Annotated in this window: 20 protein-coding genes; 1 reads left to right on the top strand and 19 read right to left on the bottom strand. The window is 65.8% G+C overall.

Going from position 1 to position 25,031, the window contains the following annotated elements:
- Positions 1 to 67: 67 nt before the first annotated feature.
- The gene (locus WDC82_RS22185; protein ID WP_340119600.1) at positions 68 to 1,153 is read left to right on the top strand and encodes a diguanylate cyclase domain-containing protein; all 1,086 of its coding nucleotides are present in this window, start codon (positions 68 to 70) and stop codon (positions 1,151 to 1,153) included.
- 120 nt (positions 1,154 to 1,273) lie between these two features.
- Here WDC82_RS22185 and WDC82_RS22180 read toward each other — a convergent pair whose 3' ends face one another.
- The 19 genes from WDC82_RS22180 to WDC82_RS22090 form a co-directional block, all read right to left on the bottom strand.
- Positions 1,274 to 2,182, bottom strand: a complete 909-nt coding sequence (locus WDC82_RS22180; protein WP_340119599.1) for a PA2778 family cysteine peptidase — start codon at positions 2,180 to 2,182, stop codon at positions 1,274 to 1,276.
- 38 nt (positions 2,183 to 2,220) lie between these two features.
- Positions 2,221 to 2,619, bottom strand: coding sequence for a PA2779 family protein (locus tag WDC82_RS22175; RefSeq protein WP_340119598.1), 399 nt, complete (start codon positions 2,617 to 2,619; stop codon positions 2,221 to 2,223).
- 141 nt (positions 2,620 to 2,760) lie between these two features.
- Positions 2,761 to 3,600, bottom strand: coding sequence for an AraC family transcriptional regulator (locus WDC82_RS22170; protein ID WP_340119597.1), 840 nt, complete (start codon positions 3,598 to 3,600; stop codon positions 2,761 to 2,763).
- A gap of 46 nt (positions 3,601 to 3,646) precedes the next feature.
- Entirely contained in the window at positions 3,647 to 4,414 is a 768-nt protein-coding gene (locus WDC82_RS22165; RefSeq protein ID WP_340119596.1) for a glucose 1-dehydrogenase, read from the bottom strand.
- A gap of 138 nt (positions 4,415 to 4,552) precedes the next feature.
- Entirely contained in the window at positions 4,553 to 7,345 is a 2,793-nt protein-coding gene (gene fdhF / locus WDC82_RS22160) for a formate dehydrogenase subunit alpha (protein WP_340119595.1), read from the bottom strand.
- The gene (locus WDC82_RS22155) at positions 7,342 to 9,045 is read right to left on the bottom strand and encodes an NADH-ubiquinone oxidoreductase-F iron-sulfur binding region domain-containing protein (protein ID WP_340119594.1); all 1,704 of its coding nucleotides are present in this window, start codon (positions 9,043 to 9,045) and stop codon (positions 7,342 to 7,344) included. Before WDC82_RS22155 ends, fdhF begins: the two co-directional genes overlap by 4 nt.
- A gap of 125 nt (positions 9,046 to 9,170) precedes the next feature.
- Positions 9,171 to 10,052 carry a succinate--CoA ligase subunit alpha gene (sucD, locus tag WDC82_RS22150; RefSeq protein ID WP_340119593.1) on the bottom strand — a complete coding sequence of 294 codons (882 nt, stop codon included), beginning with the start codon at positions 10,050 to 10,052 and terminating at the stop codon, positions 9,171 to 9,173.
- Entirely contained in the window at positions 10,052 to 11,242 is a 1,191-nt protein-coding gene (gene sucC, locus WDC82_RS22145; protein ID WP_340119592.1) for an ADP-forming succinate--CoA ligase subunit beta, read from the bottom strand. The genes sucD and sucC overlap by 1 nt, the downstream gene beginning before the upstream one ends.
- Positions 11,243 to 11,535: 293 nt before the next feature.
- On the bottom strand, positions 11,536 to 13,065 hold the full coding sequence (locus WDC82_RS22140; RefSeq protein WP_340119591.1) for a tripartite tricarboxylate transporter permease: 1,530 nt from the start codon (positions 13,063 to 13,065) through the stop codon (positions 11,536 to 11,538).
- Positions 13,066 to 13,175: 110 nt separating this feature from the next.
- Positions 13,176 to 13,679: a tripartite tricarboxylate transporter TctB family protein gene (locus WDC82_RS22135; protein ID WP_340119590.1), complete on the bottom strand. Its 504-nt coding sequence runs from the start codon at positions 13,677 to 13,679 to the stop codon at positions 13,176 to 13,178.
- Positions 13,680 to 13,812: 133 nt separating this feature from the next.
- Positions 13,813 to 14,697: a tripartite tricarboxylate transporter substrate-binding protein gene (locus WDC82_RS22130; protein WP_340119589.1), complete on the bottom strand. Its 885-nt coding sequence runs from the start codon at positions 14,695 to 14,697 to the stop codon at positions 13,813 to 13,815.
- Between the two features lie 318 nt (positions 14,698 to 15,015).
- Complete coding sequence (locus WDC82_RS22125; protein ID WP_340119588.1) at positions 15,016 to 15,354, bottom strand: hypothetical protein; 339 nt, start codon at positions 15,352 to 15,354, stop codon at positions 15,016 to 15,018.
- 90 nt (positions 15,355 to 15,444) lie between these two features.
- Positions 15,445 to 16,308, bottom strand: a complete 864-nt coding sequence (locus tag WDC82_RS22120; RefSeq protein WP_340119587.1) for a universal stress protein — start codon at positions 16,306 to 16,308, stop codon at positions 15,445 to 15,447.
- A 180-nt stretch (positions 16,309 to 16,488) separates the two neighbouring features.
- Positions 16,489 to 18,162 carry a formate--tetrahydrofolate ligase gene (locus WDC82_RS22115; RefSeq protein WP_340119586.1) on the bottom strand — a complete coding sequence of 558 codons (1,674 nt, stop codon included), beginning with the start codon at positions 18,160 to 18,162 and terminating at the stop codon, positions 16,489 to 16,491.
- A gap of 97 nt (positions 18,163 to 18,259) precedes the next feature.
- A complete protein-coding gene (locus WDC82_RS22110; RefSeq protein WP_340119585.1) occupies positions 18,260 to 19,174 on the bottom strand; it encodes a methionyl-tRNA formyltransferase in 915 nt (304 codons plus the stop codon).
- Positions 19,175 to 19,284: 110 nt separating this feature from the next.
- Positions 19,285 to 20,562: a formyl-CoA transferase gene (gene frc, locus WDC82_RS22105; protein ID WP_340119584.1), complete on the bottom strand. Its 1,278-nt coding sequence runs from the start codon at positions 20,560 to 20,562 to the stop codon at positions 19,285 to 19,287.
- A 46-nt stretch (positions 20,563 to 20,608) separates the two neighbouring features.
- Positions 20,609 to 22,360: an oxalyl-CoA decarboxylase gene (oxc, locus tag WDC82_RS22100; RefSeq protein ID WP_340119583.1), complete on the bottom strand. Its 1,752-nt coding sequence runs from the start codon at positions 22,358 to 22,360 to the stop codon at positions 20,609 to 20,611.
- Positions 22,361 to 22,487: 127 nt separating this feature from the next.
- A complete protein-coding gene (locus WDC82_RS22095) occupies positions 22,488 to 23,177 on the bottom strand; it encodes a GntR family transcriptional regulator (protein ID WP_340119582.1) in 690 nt (229 codons plus the stop codon).
- Positions 23,178 to 23,525: 348 nt separating this feature from the next.
- The gene (locus tag WDC82_RS22090; RefSeq protein ID WP_340119581.1) at positions 23,526 to 24,896 is read right to left on the bottom strand and encodes a glutamine synthetase family protein; all 1,371 of its coding nucleotides are present in this window, start codon (positions 24,894 to 24,896) and stop codon (positions 23,526 to 23,528) included.
- Positions 24,897 to 25,031: the final 135 nt, after the last annotated feature.

Genomic DNA, 25,031 nt, shown 5'->3' with positions numbered 1-25,031 from the left:
CGATAACGGGCCGTGCCGTCCGCGGGGCGCGTACCTGTGGGGAAATTCACGCGAAGGGTGGGAACGCGTGTTCGACGGCAAGCAACCTTCGAACGCCCGGATCGAGGACCGCGAGGTCGCGATCCAGGAGGGACTCGACACGCTGCACATCGGCCTGTCGATCTTCGATGCGCAGCTGCGCCTCGTCGCCTTCAACGACGCCTTCCTCACCATGTTCGATTTCCCGCGCCGGCTCGGCCAGATCGGCACACCGCTCGAGGCCTTCTTCCGTCTCAATGCCGAGCGCGGCGAGTACGGGGACGGGGACGTCGAAGCGCAGGTGGCCGAACGCCTGGCGCGCGCCCGCAAGGGCGAGGCGCACAACTTCCGGCGCACGCGACCCGATGGCACGGTGCTGGAAGTGACCGGCCGCCCTCTTGCCTCGGGCGGTTTCGTCAGCACCTACACCGACATCACCGAGATCACCCGCACCCGCGAGGCGCTGGAAGAGAAAGACCGCGAGATGACCCGCCACCTCGAGGACATCGACCTCGAGCGGGCAATGGTCGAGCAGCAGGCCCAGCAGATGGTGCACATGGCCGAGGATCTCGCCCTGCGCAACAAGGAGATCGAGAAGAGCCGCCAGCACAGCGATTTCCAGGCCCGGCACGACGAGCTGACCGGGCTGCCGAACCGGCGCTATTTCTCGGACTATCTCACGCAGACGCTGGGCGTCGCCCAGGCCGCCGGCGCCGCCAAGGCGCTGCTGTTCGTCGACCTCGACAACTTCAAGCCGGTGAACGACATCCTGGGCCATACCGGCGGTGACGCCTTGCTGCGCAAGGTCGCCCTGCGGCTGACTTCCTCGGTGCGCGAAAGCGACTTCGTCGCGCGCATCGGCGGCGACGAGTTCGCCGTGCTGGCGGCGATGAAGCCGGAGAACGGCCTGGACGGCGTGCGCCTGGTGGCGGAGCGTATTCTCGAGTCTCTGAAGTTGACGGTCGAGGAAGCCGATCCGCCGATCACCATCGGCGCCAGCATTGGCATCGCCCTCTATCCGAGCGACGCCGGCAGCCGCGAAGAGCTGCTGAGCAAGGCGGACACCGCGATGTACGAGGCCAAGAGCCAGGGCCGTAACCGCATCGTCTTCGCCGATGACCTGGCGAAGGACTAAAACTATCCTCTGTCACTCACAGCCGCTGCATCGCGGCACTTTCCCTCTCAACATCTCGATGTCCGCAGACGGCGCGATCGGTTAGCTCCGATGGCAGATGCCAAGGGCCGCTCCCCGACGCTATTGGGACGCTTCCGAAACCTCCGTCAGCGTGTCGAGATAGACCGCGTGGCCGCCTGTCAGGGCCACTGCCTGTAGGGCCGCCTCGATCGCTTCTCGGCGCCGCCCCTGGCGGCTCAGCGCATAGGCGAGATTGTTCCAAGCGGCTGCCGTTTCCGGCGCACGCGTGATCGCGGTCCGGAAAGCTTCTTCCGCCGCTGCGTAATGCTCGAGGGCGAACCAGGCGTTGCCCTGGCCGATCCAGGCAACCGTCTCATCGGGCCAGCGTATCAGAATGGCCTGGTACGCCGTAACGGCGGCCTGCTGCTGCCCGGCCTGCTCCAGACCTGCGGCACCGAACAGCACCGCGCGGCGGTCATCGCTCGCCGGCAGCCGGTCCGGCGGCAGCGTCACCAAAGCCCACTGGCCGCTGCGGCCCCAGGTCCGCTCGAAGGCATCGAGATGCGTCACCAGGCGCTCGGTGGTGCCAGAATGAAGGATGATCTCGCGCCGCTCCAGGTCGTAGCCGGTCACTACGGCGAAATGCCACTGTGGCCACCAGGGCAACGCGAGGTTCTGAAAGACGAGAACCGGATTTCCAGCCGCAACCTCGGCAAGCAGATTGTCGAGACCGCGAATCTCCACCGCCAGCCGGCCCTTGCGCCGTGCCGCCGCCACGATGTCGGGGGTGAGCGACCCCTCCCGCCCGGGCGTGTAGACCGACGGTGCGATACTGTCAGGCGTTTCATTCAGGCCCGACCAAGCCAGGGTCATGGCCAGTGCGGCCGGGCCGCAGTAGTAGGCTTCCTGAGGGAAGAACGGCACCGAGTCGAGCGCCGCCCGTAACGGCAATTCGCCCGGCGCCTCAACCAGCCGCGCCGTCTGCGGCGCGGAGCAGGCCGCCACGACGAGCAGCAGAGCAACGATCAAGCCTCCCTTGCGGAGGGGACCGGCCATCGCGCAGAGCTTCACCTCGCGCAGCGGGTGAAGTTGAAGATGTGGGTCAGGCAAAGCAGGTCGGTGACCAGAAGGATGATGAAGACGAGGACCGCGGCGCCAACTATGACCCCGATGGCGCTCTGACCCGCCGGCAGCTCATCGAGACGCGCTGTGACCTGCGCCACTTCCGCATCGGAGAGGGCCGCCACGCGCGCCGCCGCCTCGTCCGGGTCAATACCCTGGCGTTGCAGTTCCTGGCGGACTTCGCCACGCTGCATCAGGGTGTTCAGCCGGTCACGATCACTCGCCAGCGAGGCGTCCTCTGTGATGACGTCGCCGGTCGCGACCATAGCCGCCTGGGCTGGTACAATCGCGAGGGACTGGAATCCGAAGACTGCGACGAGAACGATGACGATCAGGCGCTTCATGATGGCCTCCCATTTCTCTTGCCGGCGGCCCGACCGTGGTTCCAGCCACCTTTGCGTGGGAGTCTAGGCGAAGCGTCTGGATTGTCACAAGATCGGATGGCTGTCCGGCGTCACAAACGCATTAGTTGACGCAGCTTTGCCTCAGGCCAACACCTTGGCCCTGACATACTGACCCGGGGTCACGCCGTAGATCTTCTTAAAGTGGCGAGACAGCGCCGATTGATCGTAGAAGCCGACGCCAGCCGCCGTCTCGGCCTGACCCAGGCCTTGGGCGAGCAGGTGCCTAGCCTGCTGCAGGCGCAACTGGGTCAGGAAGACATGCGGCGGCAGGCCGATCTCCTTCTTGAAGCTGCGCGCCAGATGAAAGGCGCTCATCCCGGCGACCACGGCCAACTGTTCGAGGGTGATCGCCTCGGCATAGTGCTCGCGCAGATAGTCGGCGACCCACCCCATGCGCGAGCGCTCCTGGCCCAGCGGCCTGACGCGCGGGCGCGGGCTACCGTGGCGCCGGTAAAGCTCGGCCATGGCGCTCAGCAGGTCGGTTTGCCGGCCGAGCAGCGAAGCGTCCTCCTCGGTCGCCGCGTGCAGGCTCTGCAGCGCCGCGGTGATTCCGGGGTCGTTCAGCTTGTTCGTGCAGAAGCCGGGCAGAGCCTCGCTCGGCATTTCCAGGTCCGCGGCGAGGCGGTCGAGCGCGGCGACGTCGAAGTAGAAAGAGCGATAGCGCCAGCGGCTGCTGCGCCCCAGGCGGCCGGCGTGGGGTTCGCCGGGATTGAAGGCCAGCGTGGTGCCGACCTCGGCAATATCACGGACGCCGCGGCTGTCGAACTCGGCGCCGCCCTGCTCTGTTACGGCAACGACCAGTTCGTCGTGCACATGTGGGGCGAACTCGTGGTCGGTGAGATCCGCGCGCATCAGCAGCACGCCGGGCAGCCCGGCGGCTCCCCACAGATCGCAGCGGTTGGCCGCGGCTAAGCGCGCCATGTTCAATCCCTCATCAGCCGATCGCCGTTCCCTGGCCGCCGCAATGCTAGGCCGAAAGGAAGCCGCCGTCGACGCAGAGATTGTGGCCGAAAACAAAGCCGGCCTCCGGCGAGGCGATCCACAGCACGGCGGCAGCGACCTCCTCCGGCCGGCCGATGCGGCGGGCCGGCAGGCCCTCAGCCACCTTGGCGAGATTGCCGTCGACGGCGGCCGCCATCATCGGCGTCTCGACCCGCCCTGGCGAGACCGTATTGATGCGGATGCCCCGCTCGGCGTACTCCATTGCCGCCGAGCGGGTTAGCGACAGCAGCGCCGCCTTGGAGGCGCAATAGAGCGCCAGGCCCGGGTTGGGGTTGCGCAGGCCGCTGACCGAGCCGTTGTTCACGATGACGCCGCCGCCCTGACCCAGCATCACGGCGATCTCCGCCTGCATGGCGACGAAGACGGCGCGCAGGTTGGTATCGAAGACGGTGTCGTAAGTCGCCATCGTCTGCTCGTGCAGCAGGGCGCGACGCTCCTGGAAGCCGGCGTTGTTGAAGGCGATGTCGAGGCCGCCCAGGCGCTTGGCCGCCTGCTCGACCAGGCGGTCCATCGCGGCGTGATCGGTGACGTCGGCCATCAGAAAGGCCGCCTCTCCCCCGAGCGCTTCGGCCGCGCGCACCACGTCCGCGCCGCGCGCCGCGTCACGTCCGGACAGCACCACCCGCGCGCCCTCGCCGGCAAAGGCCAGAGCGGCGGCACGGCCGATGCCGGAGGTGCCACCGGTGACCAGCACGCGTTTGCCGGCAAAGCGGCCGGCCTGCCCGGCCTTCATAGCAGCACCGGCAACTGCAAACCGTGACGGAAAGGCATGATACTCCTGTTGGTGGTTGGCGGGGCCGTTGCCCGCCAACTCACCAAACAGGGGCCTGAATCGTCTTGGCGATTCTTGCGCCGGACTCGGCGCCCGGCGCTACTCCGCCGCGGCCGCGGCCTTGAGAGGCTCGACCTTGCAGGCGCAGAACTTGAACTCCGGGATCTTGCCGAAGGGGTCGAGCTGCGGGTTGGTCAGCATGTTGGCCGCCGCCTCGTTGAAGCAGAAGGGGATGAAGACCATGCCCTCCGGCACGTCGCGGTCGGAGCGCACGTTCAGTGCGATCTCGCCTCGGCGCGTCGCCACCTTCACCATGTCGCCGGGCTCCAGCCCAAGGGTGCGCAGCTGGCGCGGGTTGAGGCTGGCGACGGCTTCCGGCTCCAGGTTGTCGAGCACCGTGGCGCGCCGGGTCATCGCCCCTGTGTGCCAGTGCTCCAGCATGCGGCCCGTGGTCAGCACCAGCGGATAGTCTTCGTCGGGAATCTCCGCCGGCGGCACCAGGCTGGCGGGCACGATCTTGGCGCGCCCGTCCGGCGTCGGGAAGCCCTCGGCAAAGAGGATCTCGTTACCCGGCACGTCGGGCCCGTCGACCGGATAGGTGACGGAGTCCTCGCGCACGAGGCGATCCCAGGTGATGTTCTTAAGCGAGGGCATGACCTCGGTCATCTCGGTGAAGACGTCCTTGGGGTGCTTATAGGTCCAGTCGAGTCCGAGGCGCACGGCGAGTTCCTGGATCAGCTCCCAGTCCTGGCGCGCCTCGCCCGGCGGCGGCGCCACCGGGCGGCCGATCTGCACTTCGCGGTTGGTGTTGGTGAAGCTGCCCCACTTCTCGGCATGGGCCGAGGACGGCAGCACCACGTCGGCGTGCCAGGCCGTCTCGGTCAGGAAGATGTCCTGCACCACCAGGCATTCCAGCTTGGCGAGGGCCTGGCGGGCGTGCGCCTGGTCGGGGTCCGACATCGCCGGGTTCTCACCCATGACGTACATGCCCTTGATCTGCCCGGCGATAATGGCGTCGACGATCTCCACCACGGTCAGGCCGCGCTTGGGATCCAGGTTGGTGCCCCAGAACTTCTCGTAGTGCTGGCGCACCTCTTCCAGCTCCACCGACTTGTAGTCCGGGTAGACCATGGGGATGAGGCCGGCGTCGGAAGCGCCCTGCACGTTGTTCTGGCCGCGCAAGGGATGCAGGCCGGTGCCGGGCCGGCCGATCTGGCCGGTGATCATGGTCAGCGCGATGAGGCAGCGCGAGTTGTCGGTGCCGTGCACGTGCTGGGAAATGCCCATGCCCCAGAAGATGATCGAGCGCTCCGAGCGGGCATAGGTACGCGCGACGTCACGGATGGTGGCGGCGTCGATGCCGCAGACCGATTCCATGGCCTCCGGCGAGAAATCCTTCACCATCGTCTTCAGGTCTTCATAGCCGCTGGTGTGCGCCTGGATGTACTGCTCGTCGGTGAGGCCTTCCTCGATGATGGTATGGATCATGGCGTTCAGCAGGGCGACGTCGCGGCCCGGCTTGAACATCAGGTGCTTGTATGCGTAGCGGTCCATCTGCTGGCCGCGCGGATCCATGACGATGATCTTGGCCCCGCGCTTGGCCGCGTTCTTCAGGAAGGTGGCGGCGACCGGGTGATTCTGTCCCGGACGGGCGCCGATGATGATCATGCAGTCGCTGTCCTTGGCCGCCGTGAAGGGCGCCGTGACGGCACCGGAGCCGATGCCCTCCATCAGCGCCGCCACCGAGGAGGCATGGCACAGCCGCGTGCAGTGGTCGACGTTGTTGGTGTGGAAGGCGGTGCGGATCAGCTTCTGGAAAAGGTAAGCCTCCTCGTTGGAGCCCTTGGCCGAACCGAAGCCGGCAAGGCCCTTAGGGCCGTTCTCCTCGTAGACCTTCTTCAGGCCGCCGGCCGCGCGCTCCAGCGCCTCTTCCCAGGTCGCCTCGCGGAAGTGGGTCCAGGGATTCATCGAGTCCACCTGGTCGTCCCAGCGCTTGGGCGCGTCGTCGCGGCGGATCAACGGCTTGGTGAGGCGGTGCGGGCTGTAGATGTAGTCCCAGCCGAAACGGCCCTTCACGCAGAGACGGTTCTGGTTGGCCGGGCCGTCGCGCCCGTCGATGTAGAGGATCTTGTCGTCCTTCACGTGCACCGTGGTCTGGCAGCCGACGCCGCAGTAGGGACAGACGCTGTCGACGGTCCGGTCGGCGTACTCGACGCGCTTGCCCTTGGCGTCCAGCAGGTTGGCCTCCATCAGGGCGCCGGTCGGACAGGCCTGGACGCACTCGCCGCAGGCCACGCAGGTCGACTCGCCCATCGGGTCGTCGAAGTCGAAGATGACCTTGGCGCCGTGGCCGCGGTAGGCCATGCCGATGACGTCGTTGACCTGGACCTCGCGGCAGGCGCGGACGCAGAGGTTGCAGTTGATACAGGCGTCCAGGTTCACCGACATGGCCGTGTGGCTGACATCCGGCGCCCAGGTCTCGCGGGCCGGGAAGCGGCTCGTGTCGACGCCGATGTCGGAGGCCCAATGCCAGAACTTGCTCTCCGGGTCGTGCGAAGTCTCGCGCTTGGGCTGGTCGGCGACCAGCAGCTCGAACACCATGGAGCGCGCCTTCTCGGCCCGCTCGCTGGCGCTCTTCACCACCATGCCGTCGCGCGGCTCGCGGATGCAGGAGGCGGCGAGCACGCGCTCGCCCTCGATCTCCACCATACAGGCGCGGCAGTTGCCGTCGGCGCGGTAGCCCGGCTCCGGCGCGTAGCAGAGATGCGGGATCTTGGTGCCGTAGCGCGAGGCCGCCTGCCAGATGGTCTCGCCCGGCAGCGCCTCGACGTCCTGGCCGTCGAGGCTAAAGCGGACGACTTCCTTCTTCGGTGCTGAGGTCATCGCGGTCATTTCAGCTCCTCCGGGAAGTACTTGAAAATAGACAGCAGGGGATTGGGCGCCGCCTGGCCCAGGCCGCAGATCGAGGCGTCGCGCATGACCTGCGAAAGCTCCTCCAGCAGCGGCTTGTCCCAGGTCTTGCGGCTCATCAGCTGAACCGCTTTCTCGGTGCCGTTGCGGCAGGGCGTGCACTGGCCGCAGGACTCGTCCTCGAAGAACTTCATGAGATTCAGCGCCGCCGCCTTGAGGTCGTCCTTGTCAGAGAGAATGACCACGGCGTGGGAGCCGACGAAGCAGCCGAACTTGTCGAGGGCACCGAACTCCAGCGGCAGGTCGCCCATGGAGGCCGGCAGGATGCCGCCTGAGGCGCCGCCCGGCAGGTAGGCGCGAAAGCTGTGCCCCTCGGCCATGCCGTCGCAGAACTCGTCGATCAGCTCCTGCACCGAGATGCCGGCGGGCGCCAGCTTCACGCCCGGCGACTTCACCCGGCCGGAAACCGAATAGGAGCGCAGGCCCTTGCCGCCGTTGCGGCCGTGGGAAGCGAACCACCCTGCGCCCTGCTCCACGATGTCGCGCACCCAGAACATGGTCTCGACGTTCTGGTTCAGGGTCGGGCGTCCGAACAGGCCGACCTCGGCGATGTAGGGCGGGCGGTGGCGCGGCAGGCCGCGCTTGCCCTCGATGGATTCCAGCATCGCCGACTCTTCGCCGCAGATGTAGGCGCCGGCGCCGCGGCGCAGCTCCAGGGGGCAATGCTTTGTGAGACCCGCGGCGTCCAGCCTGGCGATCTCCTGCTTGAGGATCTCGCGCACCGCCGGATATTCGTCGCGGATGTAGACGTAGCAACGCTCGCAGCCGACCGCCCAGGCGGCGATCAGCGTGCCCTCCAGGAAGCGGTGCGGATCGCTCTCCAGGTAGTGGCGGTCCTTGAAGGTGCCGGGCTCGCCTTCGTCGCCGTTGATCGACATCAGGCGCGGGCCGGGAAAGCCGCGCACGATCTGCCACTTCTTGCCGGTCGGGAAGCCGGCGCCGCCGAGGCCGCGCAGGCTGGCGTCGGACAGCGCCGTGATCAGTTCCTCCGGCGTGCGCTCGCCGGCCAGGCAGGCGCGCAGCAGCGTGTAGCCGCCCGCGCCCTGGTAGGCTTCGAAGTCGGTGTAGTCGGGGATCACCGCATGGTGGTCGCCGGCGGCGGCGGCCACCAGGCTTTCCACCGTGGCGTTGTCGACGTGGCGATGGCCGACCTCGGCCACCGGCGCGCAGGCGCAGCGTCCCATGCAGGGGGCACCCAGCACGCGCACCTTGGCGCCGACCTCGGCGGGCAGCGCCCGCAGGAGGTCCTGGGCGCCCATCATCTCGCAGGTCAGCGACTCGCAGACGCGGATGGTCAGCGGCGGCGGCGGCGCCTCGCCTTCCAGCACGATGTCGAAGTGCGCGTAGAACGAGGCCACTTCATAGACCGCCGCCATGGGCATTTTCATTTCATCCGCCAGCGCGCGCAGATGGCGCGCGGAGAGATGGCCGAAACTGTCCTGGATCAGGTGGAGATGTTCGATCAGCAGATCCGGCCGCCGCGGACGGTCCCCCAGCAGGCCCTCTATGTCGGCCTGCGCCTGGGGATCGAGTTGGCGTCCCTTGGGGGTCTTCAGCGCCTTGCGGCGGCCGGAGCCCGGATGAATCTGCCGCTCGAACGGGCGCGGCGTTCCCTCTGGCATAGACTAATCTCCGATCCTGAACTCGGCCCCTCTTCGGAGGCCGCCCTACCCTGCCGAGCGGTGTCGGCACTGACTTGGCCGTTAACGACCCATTCTTCCGTATTTGCCCGGCAGCAAGCGTCCCGTCAGGCCGCCCGCATCACCGTCTGCCGGACGGCGAGCCCGATTTCCGCCGGCGAAGGCGCAATGGTCACTCCCGCCGCGCGCAGCGCTTCGATCTTGGCCGCCGCATCACCCTGGCCGAACACGTTCACGGTGCCGGCATGGCCCATGCGGCGCTCGGTCGGCGCGTGCAGCCCGGCGACGTAAGCGACCACCGGCTTGGGCGCCGGGTTGGCCTTTAGAAAAGCGGCCGCCTCTTCCTCGTCGCTGCCGCCGATCTCGCCCAGCAGCACGACGCATTCGGTATCCGGGTCCTCGAAGAACAGCTTCAGGCAGTCGACGAAGCCCATGCCGTGCACGGGGTCGCCGCCGATCCCGATCGAGGTCGACTGGCCGAGCCGCTGGCCGGAGATCTGCTCGATGACCTCCGAGGTCAGCGAGGCCGACCGCGAGGCGATGCCGACCTTGCCGGGACGCTCCAGATGCGCCGGCATGACGCCGATCTTGCAGCGCCCGGGGATCAGGATGCCTTGCGAGTTCGGCCCGATGAGCCGCGTGGCCGATCCCTCCAGCCGCCTCTTCACCCGCACCATGTCCATGACCGGCACGCGCTCGGTGACGCAGACAAGCAACCCGATGCCGGCGTCGATCGCCTCGATGATGGCGTCGGCCGCGTTGCGCGGCGGCACGAAAACCGCCGAGGCGCTCGCCCCGGTCGCCGCGCGCGCCTCCGCCACGGTGTCGAAGACCGGCAGGCCCAGGTGGCCGCGCCCGCCCTTGCCGGGCACCACGCCGCCGACCACCTTGGTGCCGTAGGCGATGGCGCGTTCCATGTGATAGGTCGCCTGGGCGCCGGTGAAGCCCTGGCAGATGACCTTGGTGTCGCTGTCGATCAGGATGGCCATCAGGCTGCCTTTCTGCCGGCGACCTCGACCACCTTGGCGGCGGCCTGGCCGAGGCTCTGGGCGAAGGTCACGGGGATGCCCTGCGACATGAGGATCTTGCGCGCCAGCTCGCCATTGGTGCCGGCGGCGCGCACGATCAGCGGCACGCGCAGCCCCTCTTCCTTGCAGGCGGTGGCGATGCCCTCGGCCACGGTATCGCAGCGCAGGATGCCGCCGCCGTAGATGTTGACGAGGATGGCGTCGACCGACGGATTGCGCAGCAGCAGCTTGAAGCCGTAGGTCACCTGCGCCCGGGTCGCCTCCGGGCGGACGTCCATGAAGTCGGCCGGCTCGCCGCCCTGCTCCTTCAGCAGGTCGACGGTGGCCAGCGCCAGGCCGGCGCCGTTGACCATGACGCCGATGTTGCCGTCCAGGCGCACGTAATTGAGGTTGTAGAGCTTGGCCTCCAACTCGGCTGGATCGATCTCTTCCTCGTCGCGCAGGTCGGCGAGTTCGCCGTGGCGGAACAGGGCGTTGTCGTCCAGCACCATCTTGACGTCGAGCGCCAGCAGGTCGCCTTCAGCCGTGACCACGAGCGGGTTGATCTCGATCAGGCTGGCATCGCAGTCCGAAAAGGCCTTGTCGAGCGCGCGCATCAGGACGACCGCCTGATCGGCGCCGGCCCCCGAGAGGCCGAGCTGTCCGGCCAGCGCGCGCGCCTTGTCCTCGGCGACGCCGCTTTCGGGATCGATCACCAGGGACAGCATCTTCTCCGGCGCCGCCGCGAGGCGCGCCTCGATGTCGTTGCCGCCTTCGCCCGCGGCGATCAGCGCGACGCGCCCGGCCGAGCGGTTGACCAGCGCGGCCAGGTAGATCTCACGCTCGTAAGCGACCGCCTGCTCGACGTAGACCGAGCGCACCAGCTTGCCCTTCGCGCCGGTCTGCGGCGTCACTAGCCGGTGGCCAAGCAGCGCCGCCGCGGCATCCCTGACGGCCTCGGGGCTATCGCAGAATTTGACGCCGCCGGCGCCCTGGCGCAGGCCGGCGTGGATCTGCGCCTTGACGGCCCAGCGCCCCGCATTGGCCTGATCCTTGGCCAGACCGCGGGCAGCTTCCGCCGCCTCATCGGCACTGCGGGCCAGCCGGCCCGCCGGGCTCTTGATCCCATAGCGCTGCAGCAGCGCCTTGGCTTGGTATTCGTGAAGATTCATGGATCCGCCCGCCTCATCATCCTATGAAAGAAAATCAATGACTAAGACAGCGTTCCTCAGCAGGGCTCTAAGGCCGATCATGTGGCATATGGTATACCAGAGAGCCACGCTCCATCAACGCTTTTCTCCCCGCGAGAACCGCTTGCCCCATCGATACCCTGGCAGCGGTTCCCAAGACCATTGGGCCTTTGGACCATTCAGCCCCCGCCTCGCAAGGCCGTTTCAGGGAGCCTCTAGACGGGGCGGGCCCGCGGCGGCGGCAAGCCGGCACGGGCCCCTTTTCCGTCGCTTCCTCAGACGTCGCCGCCCGAGGCCCCCGCCGGCGCGGCCGTCTTCTTCGGCAGCAGCTTGCGCACGATCGGGACCGCGATCAGCGCCACGGCGAAGAACAGGATGGTCGCCGAAATCGGCCGGGTCAGGAAGATCGTCGGATCGCCCTGCGAGGAGATCAGCGACTGCCTGAGCGAGCTCTCGGCCAACTCGCCCAGCACGATGGCCAGCACCGCCGGCGCCACCGGGTAGTCAAGCTTGCGCAGAATGTAGCCGCAGACCCCGAACAGGATCATCAGCCAGACGTCGTGCAGGGAGTTCTCGGGCGCATAGCCGCCGACGATGCAGAGCACGAAGATGACCGGCGCCAGGATCGTCATCGGGGTTACCAGCACCTTCACGAAGACCGGGATGAAGGCGATGTTGATGATCACGGTGAAGATGTTCGCCATGTAGAGCGAGCCGATCAGACCCCAGACGAAGTCCGGATGTTCGACGAACAGCATCGGCCCGGGACGCAGGCCCCAGATGATCATACCGCCCAACAGGATCGCCGTGGTCGGTGAGCCGGGAATGCCGAGGGTCAGCATCGGCAGCATCGAGCCGGTCGACGCCGCATTGTTGGCGGACTCCGGCGCCGCGACTCCGACCACGTTGCCCTTGCCGAAGGAGTCGGGATTCTTCGAGAAGGTCTTGGCGAGGCCGTAGGCCATCAGCGAGCCCGGCGTCGCGCCGGCCGCCGGCAGCACGCCGACCACATAGCCCAGGCCGCCGGCCCAGATCGCCGTGCCAAAGTAGTGCTTCGCCCGCTTTATGTTCTCGACGATCGACTTGAAGGTCGACTTCACATAGGCGACCTGGGTCGAGCCGCCGGACTGCTCGAAGTTCCACAGGATCTCGCCGATGCCGTAGATGCCGATGGCGAGGACCAGGAAGTTGATGCCGTGGAAGAAGCCGTCGATGTCGAAGAATACCAGGCGCGGCTTGCCGGAGACGATGTCGAAGCCGACGGCGGCCAGCACCAGGCCGATGCAGATGGAGAATATCGTTTTGGGCAGATCGTCGCCGCCCAGGCCGATGAAGGTGGCGAAGGCCAGGATCATCAGGGCGAATTCCTCCTGCGGACCGAAGGCCAGCGCGAAGGAGGCCAGCGGCGGCGCCGCCAGCGTGAAGAGGACGACCGAGACCGTGCCGCCGATGAACGAGGCGATCGCCGCCGCCATCAGCGCCTGGTCGGCCTTGCCGCCGAGGGCAAGGGGTCTGCCGTCGAAGACCGTCGCCACCGCTGTCGACGCCCCCGGTATGCCCAGGGTGATCGACGAGATGGCGCCGCCGTACATGGCGCCGTAGTAGATCGACGCGAGGAAGATGATGGCCGCGTTCGGCGGCACCAGGAACGTCAGCGGCAGCAGGATCGCCACGCCGTTCACCGACCCCAGGCCCGGCATGGCGCCGACAAAGAGGCCGACGATGCAGCCGATGACCATCATAGCCAGGTTGATCGGCTGTGCCGCCTCGACCAGACCACCCATGAGCGCGGTTAAAATTTCCATGTCCGACTACCGTCTGATTTTCTTGTGTTGAGAACCCGCGTCTGCGGCAGCCCTAGGGCCTGTCCGACGCGACTGGTAGCGACCGAGCCGCCATTGCCCTGCGCGACCGCTCAGTAGATGAGGTCGTAGAGCGGATAGAACAGCGGCTCCGAGATGCCCTTGGGCAGCGTCGTCGCCAGCGCCCACTCGAAGAGGCAGAACATGATGGTCGGCGCCGCGATCGCCAATGCCATCGTCGTCACCCAGCTGTGCCGGCCGAGGAAGCGCACGAAGGCGATCATGAAAATGAAGACGGAGAGATACATGCCGATGATGTGCGTGCCGGCCATCAACAGGACCAGTCCGACGACGATCGGGCCGACGATGGCAAGGGTATCGCGGGTCATGAAGATCTCGGTCGAGCGCGACTGCGGCGTCACGCGGCGAACCCACCTGACGATGGTCCAGATGCAGGTCACCAGCATGCCGCCGGCCAGCCAGAACGGCCAGGCGCCGCCGCCCGGGCCGGAGCCCTTGACCCAGCCGATATTGAGCTCCGTGCTCTTCCACATGATTCCGATTGACATGATCGCGAGCACGATCGCGACCAGCAATTCGGCAGTACGAACCGTCATACCGGCGCCCTCCCAGGAAAACGCAAAGTAGCGAAGTTGAATATTGTGCTGATCCGGAGGCGGCAATGCGCCGCGTCGACAAGGCCGGGGTCGCAGGGGGCGATCCGGAGGTCGCCCCCTGCTCCCGTAGGCCTTACTGGCCGGTGATGGCCGCGGCGCCGACCTTTTCGATCAGAGCCTTGTGGCGGGCCAGCTGCTTGTCATGGAAAGCAGCCAGTTCGTCACCGGAAACGTAGGTGTCGCACATCAGCCCCTCGTCCTTGCAGTAGTTCTGCCAGGTCTCGGAGTTGAACACCTTGCCGAACAGGTCGACGTAGAAGTCCTGAGCTTCCTTGGACATGCCCGGAGGCGCGTTGAAGGAACGCTGCATGAAGTAGACGATGTCGGTGCCCAGTTCCTTGGCGGTGGGCACGTCCGGGAACAGCGCGAGCCGCTCGTCGGTGAACTGGACCAGCGGCTTGCTCTGCTTGGCCTCGTAGAAGCCCATCTGCTCCGACGGGTTGTTCACCGTGGAAGCGATGTGCTTGCCGACCAGGTTCTTCGCCACCGTACCGCCGCCCTCGAAGGGGATGTAGGTGATGTTGTCGATGCCGAACTCGGCCTGCAGCATGGCAAAGAGGATCGAGTCCTCCTGGCCCTTGCCGGTGCCGCCGACGTTCCAGCGATCGGCCGCCTTCACGGTCTTCACCCAGTCATCCAGCGAGTCGATGCCGCTGTCCGAGGTAACCCACAACTGGAAGGTATCCAGCGCCATCAGACCGATCGGGGTGAACTTGGTCACGTCGACCCCGAGACCCTCGTTGATGATCGGCGTCGTATAGAAGCTGTTCAGGGTGACCAGGACGACGTGGTCGTCACCCTCCTTGTCCTGCAGATAACGCAGCGCCTCGGCGCCGGAGCCGCCCGGCTTGTTGATCGGAATGAACGGGCGGGGTGACAGCTTCTCCTGCTCGATGATCGACTGGATCAGCCGGGCGAGCTGGTCGGCGCCGCCGCCGGTGCCCGCCATGATGATCATCTCAACCGGCTTCCTGGGCTCCCATGCCTGGGCTTCAGAACCCATGACCCCCGAGAACGCGGCGCCCATACCTACCGCCAGCGCGCAGCCAGTGAGAACTCGTCTGGTAACTTTCATGCTTTTGTACCTCCCGGTGTATTCTTATGGACAGGCTAGAAGGGTATTCTCCATAGGGTTGAAGACCCAGCATTTTTTGAACTTAGCACCTTATCCTGTTCTTTTCTTTACGAACCATGGCCGAAAAACGCGCCTCCATGGTGTGTGGTATACAAAATACCGTGAGTTAGCCGTCAGGTCTACTGTTCTTATTGTTTACCGTCAAAATAGATCGCCTTGCTGCAGTGCAATATTTGGCCAAACAAACAGACCTTTCACCGGCTTCTTGTAGATTTCTTGCGAAATAACAGGTGTTTGGAAACCCACCCCCACCATTACTTCGCCGTCGCCATCACCGCGCGAGCGGCCATCCGTTCGCACACGCGAGGTAAGGGCGTGGCGTACCCGCGCGCGGCTGCGCAGCCACCCCGCCACACGGCCGGCGAGCAAGGTGCCTCTGATTTTAGTTAAACTTGAGGTTGCCGTCTGTCGCCTGCAGCAAAGCGCCCCGCAACGGCGGCCAGCGGCGCGCCCGAAGATACCTTGCAGGCGCCCGGTCATGCCGAAGCGCTCCGCGCCGCAGAGGTCCGCGCCGGCGCGCCGGCGGCTGCCTCTCCTGGCGGCCGCCGGGCGCCGGGCGCGCCTGCCCGGCTAATGCATAAAGAGAATCGGCAGATCCGTGTGATCGACGACATACTGCGTCACTCCACCCATGATCAGTTCGCGCTGCCGGCTCTGGCCGTAGGCGCCCATCAGCAGGCAGTCGGCGCCAGCCTTCTTGGCGCCCTCCAGCAGAACCTGCGCCACCACCGAGGACGACGTCCGCTTGAAGCTTTGCGTCGTGCAGGTGACCCCGTGAATTTCCAGATAGATCTTGGCCTCTTCGGCGGAGACCGGCAGTTTCGAGTCTGCCGACGCCAGCAGCACGACAGAATCGGCCTTGCGCAGGACTGGCAGGGCGGCGGTCAACGCCTTGGCCGCCTCGCCGCTGCCGTTCCAGGCAACCGCGACCTTGGCGCCAAGCTCGCCCACCGACTTAGGCGGGCACATGAGCACCAGCTTGCCCGACTCCAGCAGAGCGGCCTGCAAGGTATTCAGTCCCAGGTTCTGGTCGCGGTCGGGTTTGGCCACCGCGATGAGGTCGACGAGCCGGCCGCGAACGCCGATGACATTGGCCTGCTTGCCGGTCGCTTCGTGCCAACTTGCGGACACCTGGTCCATCGGCCAGGGGAAGGTGTCGACCTCGGGAATGCCGCGCTTGGCGCAGTAGTCGTCGAACAGCTTGCGGATCTGGGCTTCCGCCTCATCCGCCAGGGCGGAAGCGGAGCTGGTGAGGGATTTACGCAGGCTTGCCGGGATCGGCACGCCGTAGGGGATCATGTCCTCTGGCTTGGCCCGGCAATGAAGAACCTCCAGGTGGGCGTTGTGACGCTTGGCGAGACTGAGGGCGTGGTCGAGCACCCCTTCGCCTTTGCCGTCTCCGCGCACCGGGACCAGGATCGTACGCACAGTCATTCAGGGTTCCTCCCAACAACGGTTCGCGCAGCTTTTCCATCTGCATCGAACGAAAACAAAAGATATGCCCGGACTTCTCCCTACCAGATTTCCGTGGCCCAGATCGCCACGGCCGAGACTTCCACAGTGCGGCGGCGCCAGGGCCTGCTGTCAGGCCCTGGCACGACCTTAGAGCCAGCCTCAGAAGAGGCCCTGGATCTGACCGGCCTCATCCAGCCGGATGCTGTTGGCCGAAGGCACACGCGGCAGCCCCGGCATGGTCATGATCTCGCCGCAGATCACCACGATGAAGCCGGCACCTGCGGAGAGGCGCACCTCGCGGACCGGCACCGCATGGTCGCTCGGTGCGCCGCGCAGGTTCGGATCGGTCGAGAAGCTGTACTGCGTCTTGGCCATGCAGACCGGCAGCTTGCCGTAGCCCTCGTCTTCCCAGGCCTTCAGCTGGTCACGGATCTTCTTGTCCGCGATGGCGCCGGACGAGCCGTAGATCTGCTTGCAGATCGTGTCGATCTTTTCGAACAGCGGCATGTCGTCCGGATAGAGCGGCTTGAACTTCGCGCCGCCGGCGTCGATCAGGCCGACCACCTTCTTGGCCAGTTCCTCGGTGCCCTCGGAGCCCTTGCCCCAGTGCTCGCAGATCACGGCGTCGACGCCCTGGCTCTTGGCGAACTCCTGGATCGCCGCCAGCTCGGCCTCGCTGTCCTTGACGAAGCGATTGATGGCGACCACTGCCGGCACGCCGAACTTCTTCACGTTGGCAATGTGGCGGCCCAGGTTGGCGCAGCCCTTCTTCAGCGCCTCGACGTTCTCGTCGCCGAGGCCGTCCTTGGCGACGCCGCCGTGCATCTTCAGCGCGCGCACCGTGGCGACGATGACCACCGCCTCGGGGTTCAGGCCGGCCTTGCGGCACTTGATGTCGAAAAACTTCTCGGCGCCCAGGTCGGCGCCGAAGCCCGCCTCGGTGACCACGTAGTCGGCCAGCTTCAGCGCCGTCTTGGTGGCGGAGACCGAGTTGCAGCCGTGCGCGATGTTGGCGAAGGGGCCACCGTGGATGAAGGCCGGATTGTTCTCCAGCGTCTGCACGAAGTTCGGCATCAGCGCGTCCTTCAGCAGCACGGTCATCGGCCCCTCGGCCTTCACGTCGCGGGCATAGATCGGCTTGCGGTCGCGGGTGTAGGCAATGACGATGTCACCGAGGCGGCGCTGCAGGTCGGCCAGACCGTCGGCCAGGCAGAAGATGGCCATGACCTCCGAGGCCACGGTGATGTCGAAGCCGGTCTGGCGCGGGAAGCCGTTGGCGACGCCGCCCAGCGAGGTGACCGTGTCGCGCAGCGCGCGGTCGTTCATGTCGAGCACGCGGCGCCACATCACCCTGCGCTCGTCGATGGCCAGCTCGTTGCCCCAGTAGATGTGGTTGTCGATCAGCGCGGAGAGCAGGTTGTGCGCCGAGGTGATGGCATGGAAGTCACCGGTGAAGTGGAGGTTGATGTCCTCCATCGGCACCACCTGGGCATAGCCGCCGCCAGCGGCGCCGCCCTTCATGCCGAAGCATGGGCCGAGCGACGGCTCGCGCAGGCAGATCATCGCCTTCTTGCCGATGCGGTTGAGGCCGTCGCCGAGGCCGACCGTGGTGGTCGTCTTGCCCTCGCCGGCCGGCGTCGGCGAGATCGCCGTTACCAGGATCAGCTTGCCGTCCTTCTTGGACTTCAGCGATTCGAGGTACTTGAAACTGAGTTTGGCCTTTGTCGGTCCGTACTGCATCAGGGCGTCGGCAGGAATGCTCAGCTTCTCGCCGACCTCGGTGATCGGCTTCATCTTCGCTTCGCGGGCGATTTCGATATCGGACTTGGCCATGACGGTTATCTGCCTGTTCTCTAGATGATTGTTGTCTACCCGCCCCGGCCGGCGGGACGTGCCCTGCCCGGCTGGAACGGCGTTCTTGCTTGTCGGATCAGCTGCCGAGCTTCGACCCGGCGGCGAGGCCGGCCTTGGCGGCGAAGTCGCCAGCGGAGATCTTCTTGTCATCGTGCGGGCGCACCCGGTCGACGCGGATGGCGCCACCCTTGGCCGCCACGGTGAAGCTGTCGCCGTCCACCGCGATGACGCTGCCCGGCGTGCCGGAGCCATCCACCTTGCGGCTGTCGAAGATCTTCAGTTCGTTGCCGTTGCAGGTGGTCCAAGCACCAGGCTGCGGATTGGTGCCGCGGATCAGGTTGTAGACCTCGTCGACCGGCTTCGACCAGTCGATCTCGGCGTCGGCCTTGCGGCACCAGCTCTCGTAGGTCGCCTTGCTATGATCCTGCGGAGTCTTCGTCACCTTGCCGTCGCGCACCAGGTCGACGCACTCGACCATGGCATCGACGCCCATCGGGAAGAGATGGTCGAAGTAGAGCGAGCCAAGGGTGTCGTCGGGGCCGATGTCGACGGTCTTCTGCAGGATGACCGGGCCCTCGTCGAGGCCCTCGTCGGGCTCGAAGATGGTCAAGCCGGTCTTTTTCGATCCCATGATGATGGGCCAGTTGATCGAACTCGGGCCGCGGTGCAGCGGCAGCAGCGAGGGATGGTACTGGATGGTGCCCTTGGTCGGCAGGTCGACGACGTCCTGGGGCACGAAGAGGGTCACGTAGGCCATGACGCAGAGGTCCGGCTTGAAAGACGCCATCAGCTCCTTCGCCTCCGGCGTCTTCCACGACGCGGGCTGGTGCACGGTCAGCCCCTTCTCCAGGGCGAACTCCTTCAGCGGGTCGGCCGGCCGGCCTTCCTTGTCGGGCGCGCAGAACACACCCACCACGTTCTCACCACGCTCGAGCAGCTTCTCGAGCACCGCTTTTCCAAAGGCCTGCTGGCCGTGGACGACAATTCGCATCCCCGTAATTCCCCGTGTCTTTAAGACCGGCGCCTTTTCAAGGCCGGTCTTGTTGGTTGATGAGGCTCAATCGGCGTCGCAGCGTCTGATCCCGGCGCGACGCCAATCGTTCACTCGGCGGCAGCCCGTTTCGGCATGTCGCCCAGCGCGCCGCTCGCCCAGGTTTCCTGGACCTCCTCTTCCGAATACCCGAGGACGCTTTTCAGGATCTCTTCCGTGTGCTCGCCCAGCAACGGCGAGCGCTTCACATCCGCCGGAGAGTCCGACAGCTTGATCGGATTGCCGACGGTGAGGTACTTGCCGCGTTCGGGGTGATCGACCTCTACGATCGTGCCGGTCTCCCTCAGGCTCGGCTCCTCGGCCAGTTCCTTCATGGACAGGATCGGACCGCAGGGAATGTCGAGCGGATTGCACGCCGCCATGACCTCGATCTTCGTCTTGGTCTTGGTCCACTCCTCGATGGTGTCGAAGATCTGCGGGATCTTGTCGAGGCGCGCCTCCGGCTTGGCGTAGGCCGGGTCTTCCTTCCACTCCGGCTTGCCGATGAGGTCGCAGACGTTGCCCCACACCGCCGCCTGGGTGATGAAATAGACGTACGCGTTCGGGTCGGTCTCCCAGCCCTTGCACTTCACGATCCAGCCAGGTTGGCCGCCGCCCGAATCGTTGCCGGCGCGCGGCACCGAATCGCCGAAGGGGATGCCCTGGCCGTACTGGCTGTACTCCTTCAGCGGCCCGTGCTCCAGCCGCTGCTGGTCGCGCAGCTTCACGCGGCAGAGATTCAGCACGCCGTCCTGCATGGCCGCCAGCACGCGCTGGCCACGGCCCGACTTCTCGCGGTGGAACAGCGCGGTGACGATGCCGAGGGCGAGGTGCAGACCGGTGCCGGAATCGCCGATCTGAGCGCCGGTCACCGTCGGCGGGCCGTCGCGGAAGCCGGTGGTCGAGGCGGCACCGCCGGTGCACTGGGCGACGTTCTCGTAGACCTTGCAGTCCTCGTAGGGACCGGGGCCGAAGCCCTTCACCGACGCATAGATCATGCGCGGGTTGATCTTCTGCACGTCGTCCCAGCCGAAGCCCATGCGGTCCAGGGCGCCGGGCGCGAAGTTTTCGACCAGCACGTCGCAGGTCTCGACCAGCTTGCGCAGGACCTCTTTGCCCTTCTCGCTCTTGGTATTGAGCGTGATGGAGCGCTTGTTGTGGTTCAGCATGGTGAAATACAGGCTGTCGACGTCGGGAATGTCGCGCAGCTGTCCGCGGGTGGCGTCTCCGACGCCCGGACGCTCGACTTTGATCACGTCGGCACCGAACCATGCCAGCAACTGCGTACACGTCGGACCGGATTGCACATGGGTGAAATCCAGGATGCGGACGCCTTCTAGAGCTTTCATTGCGTGCTCCTGCTTCTTCTTTCTAAAGTTGGCTCTAGCGAGCGGGTTATTTCTTGGCAACCACGCTCTGCGGATTGAGATTGCCGATGCGCCCGCTCTCGGTGCCGGCTTTCTCGTCGATCACCGCGTTGACCAGGGTCGGCTTGCCGGACTCGATGGCCGCCTTCACGGCACGGGACAGCTCGTCGGGCGAGGTCGCATAGACCCCCACGCCGCCGAAGGCCTCCATCATCTTGTCGTAGCGGGCATCCTTCACGAAGACGGTCGTCGCCACGTCGGAACTGCCCGAGGGGTTGACGTCGGTGCCGCGGTAGATGCCGCCGTTGTTGAAGACAACCACGCAGATCGGCAGGTTGTAACGACAGATCGTCTCGATCTCCATGCCCGAGAAGCCGAAGGCGCTGTCACCCTCGACGGCGACCACGGGACAGCCCGTCTCCACCGCCGCAGCGACGGCCTGGCCCATGCCGATGCCCATGACGCCCCAGGTGCCGACGTCCAGGCGCTTGCGCGGCTTGTACATGTCGATGATGGAGCGCGCGAAGTCGAGGGTATTGGCACCCTCGTTGACCAGGATGACGTCCTGGTTCTCCGCGAAGATCTCCTTGAGCGCACCCAGCGCGCCGTGGAAGTCCATCGGCACGTTGTTGTTGCGCAGGCGCGGCGCCATCTTGGCGATGTTGCCGTCCCGCTTTTCCTTGATGGTGGAGGTCCAGTCCGTTGGCGGCTGCTTCCAGTTGCCGCCCATGCCGTCCAGCAGGGCCTTCACGCAGGAGCCGATGTCGCCGACCAGGGGTGCGACGATCTCGACGTTGCTGTCCATCTCGCGCGGCTCGATGTCGATCTGGATGAACTTCTTCGGCGCGGAGCCCCACTGCTTGCCCTTGCCGTGCGACAGCAGCCAGTTGAGGCGGGCGCCGATCAGCATGACGACATCGGACTCCTTCAGCACCAGCGAGCGCGCCGGGCCGGCCGACTGCGGATGGTCGTCGGGCAGCAGGCCCTTGGCCATGCTCATCGGCAGGTAGGGGATGCCGCTCTTTTCGACCAGCGCCCGGATGGCGTCGTCCTCCTGCGCGTAGGCGGCGCCCTTGCCGAGAATGATGAGCGGCCGCTTAGCGCTCTTCAGCACATCGAGAGCGCGCGCCACGGCGTCCGGCGACGGGATCTGGGCCGGCGCCGCGTCGATCACCTTGACCAGCGACTTGGCGCCCGCCTCGGCCTCCATGACCGAACCCAGCAGCTTGGCCGGCAGGTCCAGATAGACGCCGCCGGGGCGCCCGGAGACCGCCGCGCGGATGGCGCGGGCGATGCCGATGCCGATGTCTTCGGGATGCAGGACGCGGTAGGCGGCCTTGCAGAGCGTCTTGGCGACGGCCAGCTGGTCCATTTCCTCGTAGTCGCCCTGCTGCAGATCGACGATCTCGCGCTCGGACGAGCCGCTGATGAGGATCATCGGGTAGCAGTTGGTCGTGGCATGGGCCAGCGACGTCAGGCCGTTGAGAAAGCCAGGCGCCGAAACCGTCAGGCAAACGCCAGGCTTCTTGGTGAGGAAGCCGGCGATCGCCGCGGCGTAGCCGGCGTGCTGCTCGTGCCGGAACGACAGCACGCGCATGCCCTCGGCCTGCATGTAGCGGCCCAGGTCCGTGATCGGAATCCCCGGCACGTTGTAAATGGTGTTGATGTCGTTGAGCTTAAGCGCGTCGATGACGAGGTGAAAACCGTCGGTAAGCTCTTGCGGTGCGGCTTCGCCCGATCGGTTGTCCTGATCGAGCGTCTTCACTGCCGGATCGCTCATGCGTATCTCCATAGTTCCATGTTGCCTCCCAAGCGCACCGCTATTGACTGCGGCTTCCTGCCAATCGGACCGATCGGTCCACCTAACTCCGGGGGCCAAAGGCCCCTTATCTCAATCCAAGCGGTTCCTAATCCAGATAGTCGACGTTCGCTTCGATGTGCGCCGCCAGGTTCAGGGTGTGCTCGCGCGACAGGCGTTCCGCGAGTGTCGCGTCGCGCGCCTCGAGCGCTTCGATAATGTGCATGTGATCGATGATCGATCGGTTGGCGCGGTCCAGCTCGCTGATGGTGCGCGCGCGGATGCCCTTCATGTGCAGGAACAGCCGGTCGGCGGTCTCCTTCAGCAGCGAGCAGCCGCTGAGCTCCAGGATCTTCTGGTGAAACTCGATGTTGCGGTCGGAATACTCGTCGATGTGGGCCTGCACCTGGCCGTTGTTGAAGGAGACGAAGATCTTGCGCAGCGAGGCGATGTCCTCGTCGCTGGCGTGCTCCGTGATCAGGCGGCAGGCCATGCTTTCCAGCGCCGCCCAGAGGGTGATCATCTCCAGGATTTCCTTGCGCGTCTTGCGGACGATGAAAACGCCGCGGCGCGGAATGACCTGGACCAGTCCCTCCTGCTCCAGCCGCGCCAGCGCCTCGCGGATCGGCGTGCGGCTGATGCCGAGCTGCTCCGAGAGCTGGCGTTCGTCGAGCTTCAGCTCGGCGTCGTCGGCATAGATGTTCATCGAGGTGATGCCTTCACGCAGCGTCTCGTAGATATGCCCCTTCAGGCTGAAGGTGTTCTCGATCGGCTTGAATTCGAGCTTGCTTGGCAGCATGGCGATCTTTGTGGCGTGCAGCGGCATCTGAGCGGAATATGGATGTCCGCCCGCGAGGGCGTCTGGTTCTTGGTATACATTAGCCCAGAGACAGAGGGCCGACAACAAGAATCCCGTTACGGTCGAACCGGTAAGTTATCCACAACGCTGAGAATAAACCTCAGAATCACTCCACAACTCCTTGTTCCATTTGTTGTTAATTGGCATTTCCGTCGTATGGACGAACGGAAACGATAACGGCGGTGCCCCCGCTATTTCGGAGACCCCGCCGTCATCATTGCACCCATTGATAGGGTACGTCCCCTCGCATGCAGGCGTACAGCCGCCTGCCCCTCGTCGATGGAAGGCTCAATAACGCTCGAAGCCGCGCTTCAGCTCCCAGTCGGTGACGCGGCGGTCGTACTCGAACTGCTCCCAGCGCGCGGTGTGCAGGTAGTGCTCGACAACCTTGTCGCCCAGCGCGTCGCGCAGCATCTTCGACTTCTCCAGCGCCTTGATGGCCTCGCGCAGGGTCTTGGGCACGTCGCGCAGCTTCTTACCGCTGTAGGCATCGCCCATGTAGGGCTCCGGCAGCTCCAGCTTCTCCTCGATGCCGGCCAGGCCCGCCGCCAGCAGCGCCGAGAAGGCGAGATAGGGGTTCACGTCACCGCCACCGATGCGGCACTCGATGCGGATCGCCTTGGTGCCCTCGCCGCAGAGGCGGAAGCCGGCGGTGCGGTTGTCGAGGCTCCAGATCGCCTTGGTCGGCGCGAAGGTGCCGGCCTGGAAGCGCTTGTAGGAGTTGATGTAGGGCGCCAGGAAATAGGTGATCTCCTCGGCGTACTTCAGCTGCCCGGCGACGAACTGGCACATGGTCTTCGACATGCCGTGCTTGGCCTTGGGGTCGAGGAACAGCGGCTTCTTACCCGCCTTGTCCCACAGCGAAGCGTGGATGTGGCAGGAGTTGCCCGCCAGCTCGTAGTTCCACTTGGCCATGAAGGTCAGCGCCTTGCCCTTCTGGTGGGCGATCTCCTTGCAGGCGTTCTTCAGGATCACGTGGTTGTCGGCCATCGGCAGCGCTTCGTCGTAGCGCACGTTGATCTCTTCCTGGCCGGGGCCCCACTCGCCCTTGGAGTTCTCCACCGGGATGCCGCAGCCCTGCAGGCCCTTGCGGATCGCCCGCATCACCTCTTCCTCCTTGGTGGTCTGGAAGATGTGATAGTCCTCGATGTAGTAGCCCTCGGTCTTGAGATCCTGGTAATGCTTCCGGTGGGCGGTCTCGTAGGTCTCGTCGAACAGGTAGAACTCCAGCTCCGAGGCCAGGAAGGGCTTGTAGCCCTTGGCGTCGAGGCGCTCGATCTGGCGGCGCAGCATGGCGCGCGGCGAATGCGGCACCGGGGCATGCTCGTGGTGGTCCAACACGTCGCAGATCACCATCGCGGTGCCTTCCAGCCACGGCAGCAGCCTGAGGGTCGAGAGGTCCGGCTTCAGCACGAAGTCGCCGTAGCCGGTCGCCCAGCTGGTCGCCTCGTAGCCGGGCACCAGCTCCATATCGATGTCGTTGGCCAGCAGGTAGTTGCAGGCGTGGGTTTCGTCCTCCGCGGTCTGCAGGAAGAACTCCGCCTGGAAGCGCTTGCCGACGAGGCGGCCCTGCATGTCGACCATGCAGACGAGAACGGTATCGATGCTGCCGTTGGCGACGTTTTCCTTCAGCTGCGCAAGACTCAAAAGACCAGACATCGGAAAAGAACTCCGGTTCGGGATGATCCGGAAGGCGGACGCCCCCCGTTCGGGCTGTCCCAGCGGAGCCCCCCGGCCCCGGCGCGCCCCGCCAAAGCGTCAGGCCCGCCGACTGGAACAGAAATGACACCGCAC

This window comes from Pelagibius sp. 7325 (assembly GCF_037652055.1).
GTDB lineage: Bacteria > Pseudomonadota > Alphaproteobacteria > Kiloniellales > Kiloniellaceae > Pelagibius.
Note: the sequence above shows the minus strand (reverse complement) of the source record. Positions and strands in the feature narration are given on the sequence as shown.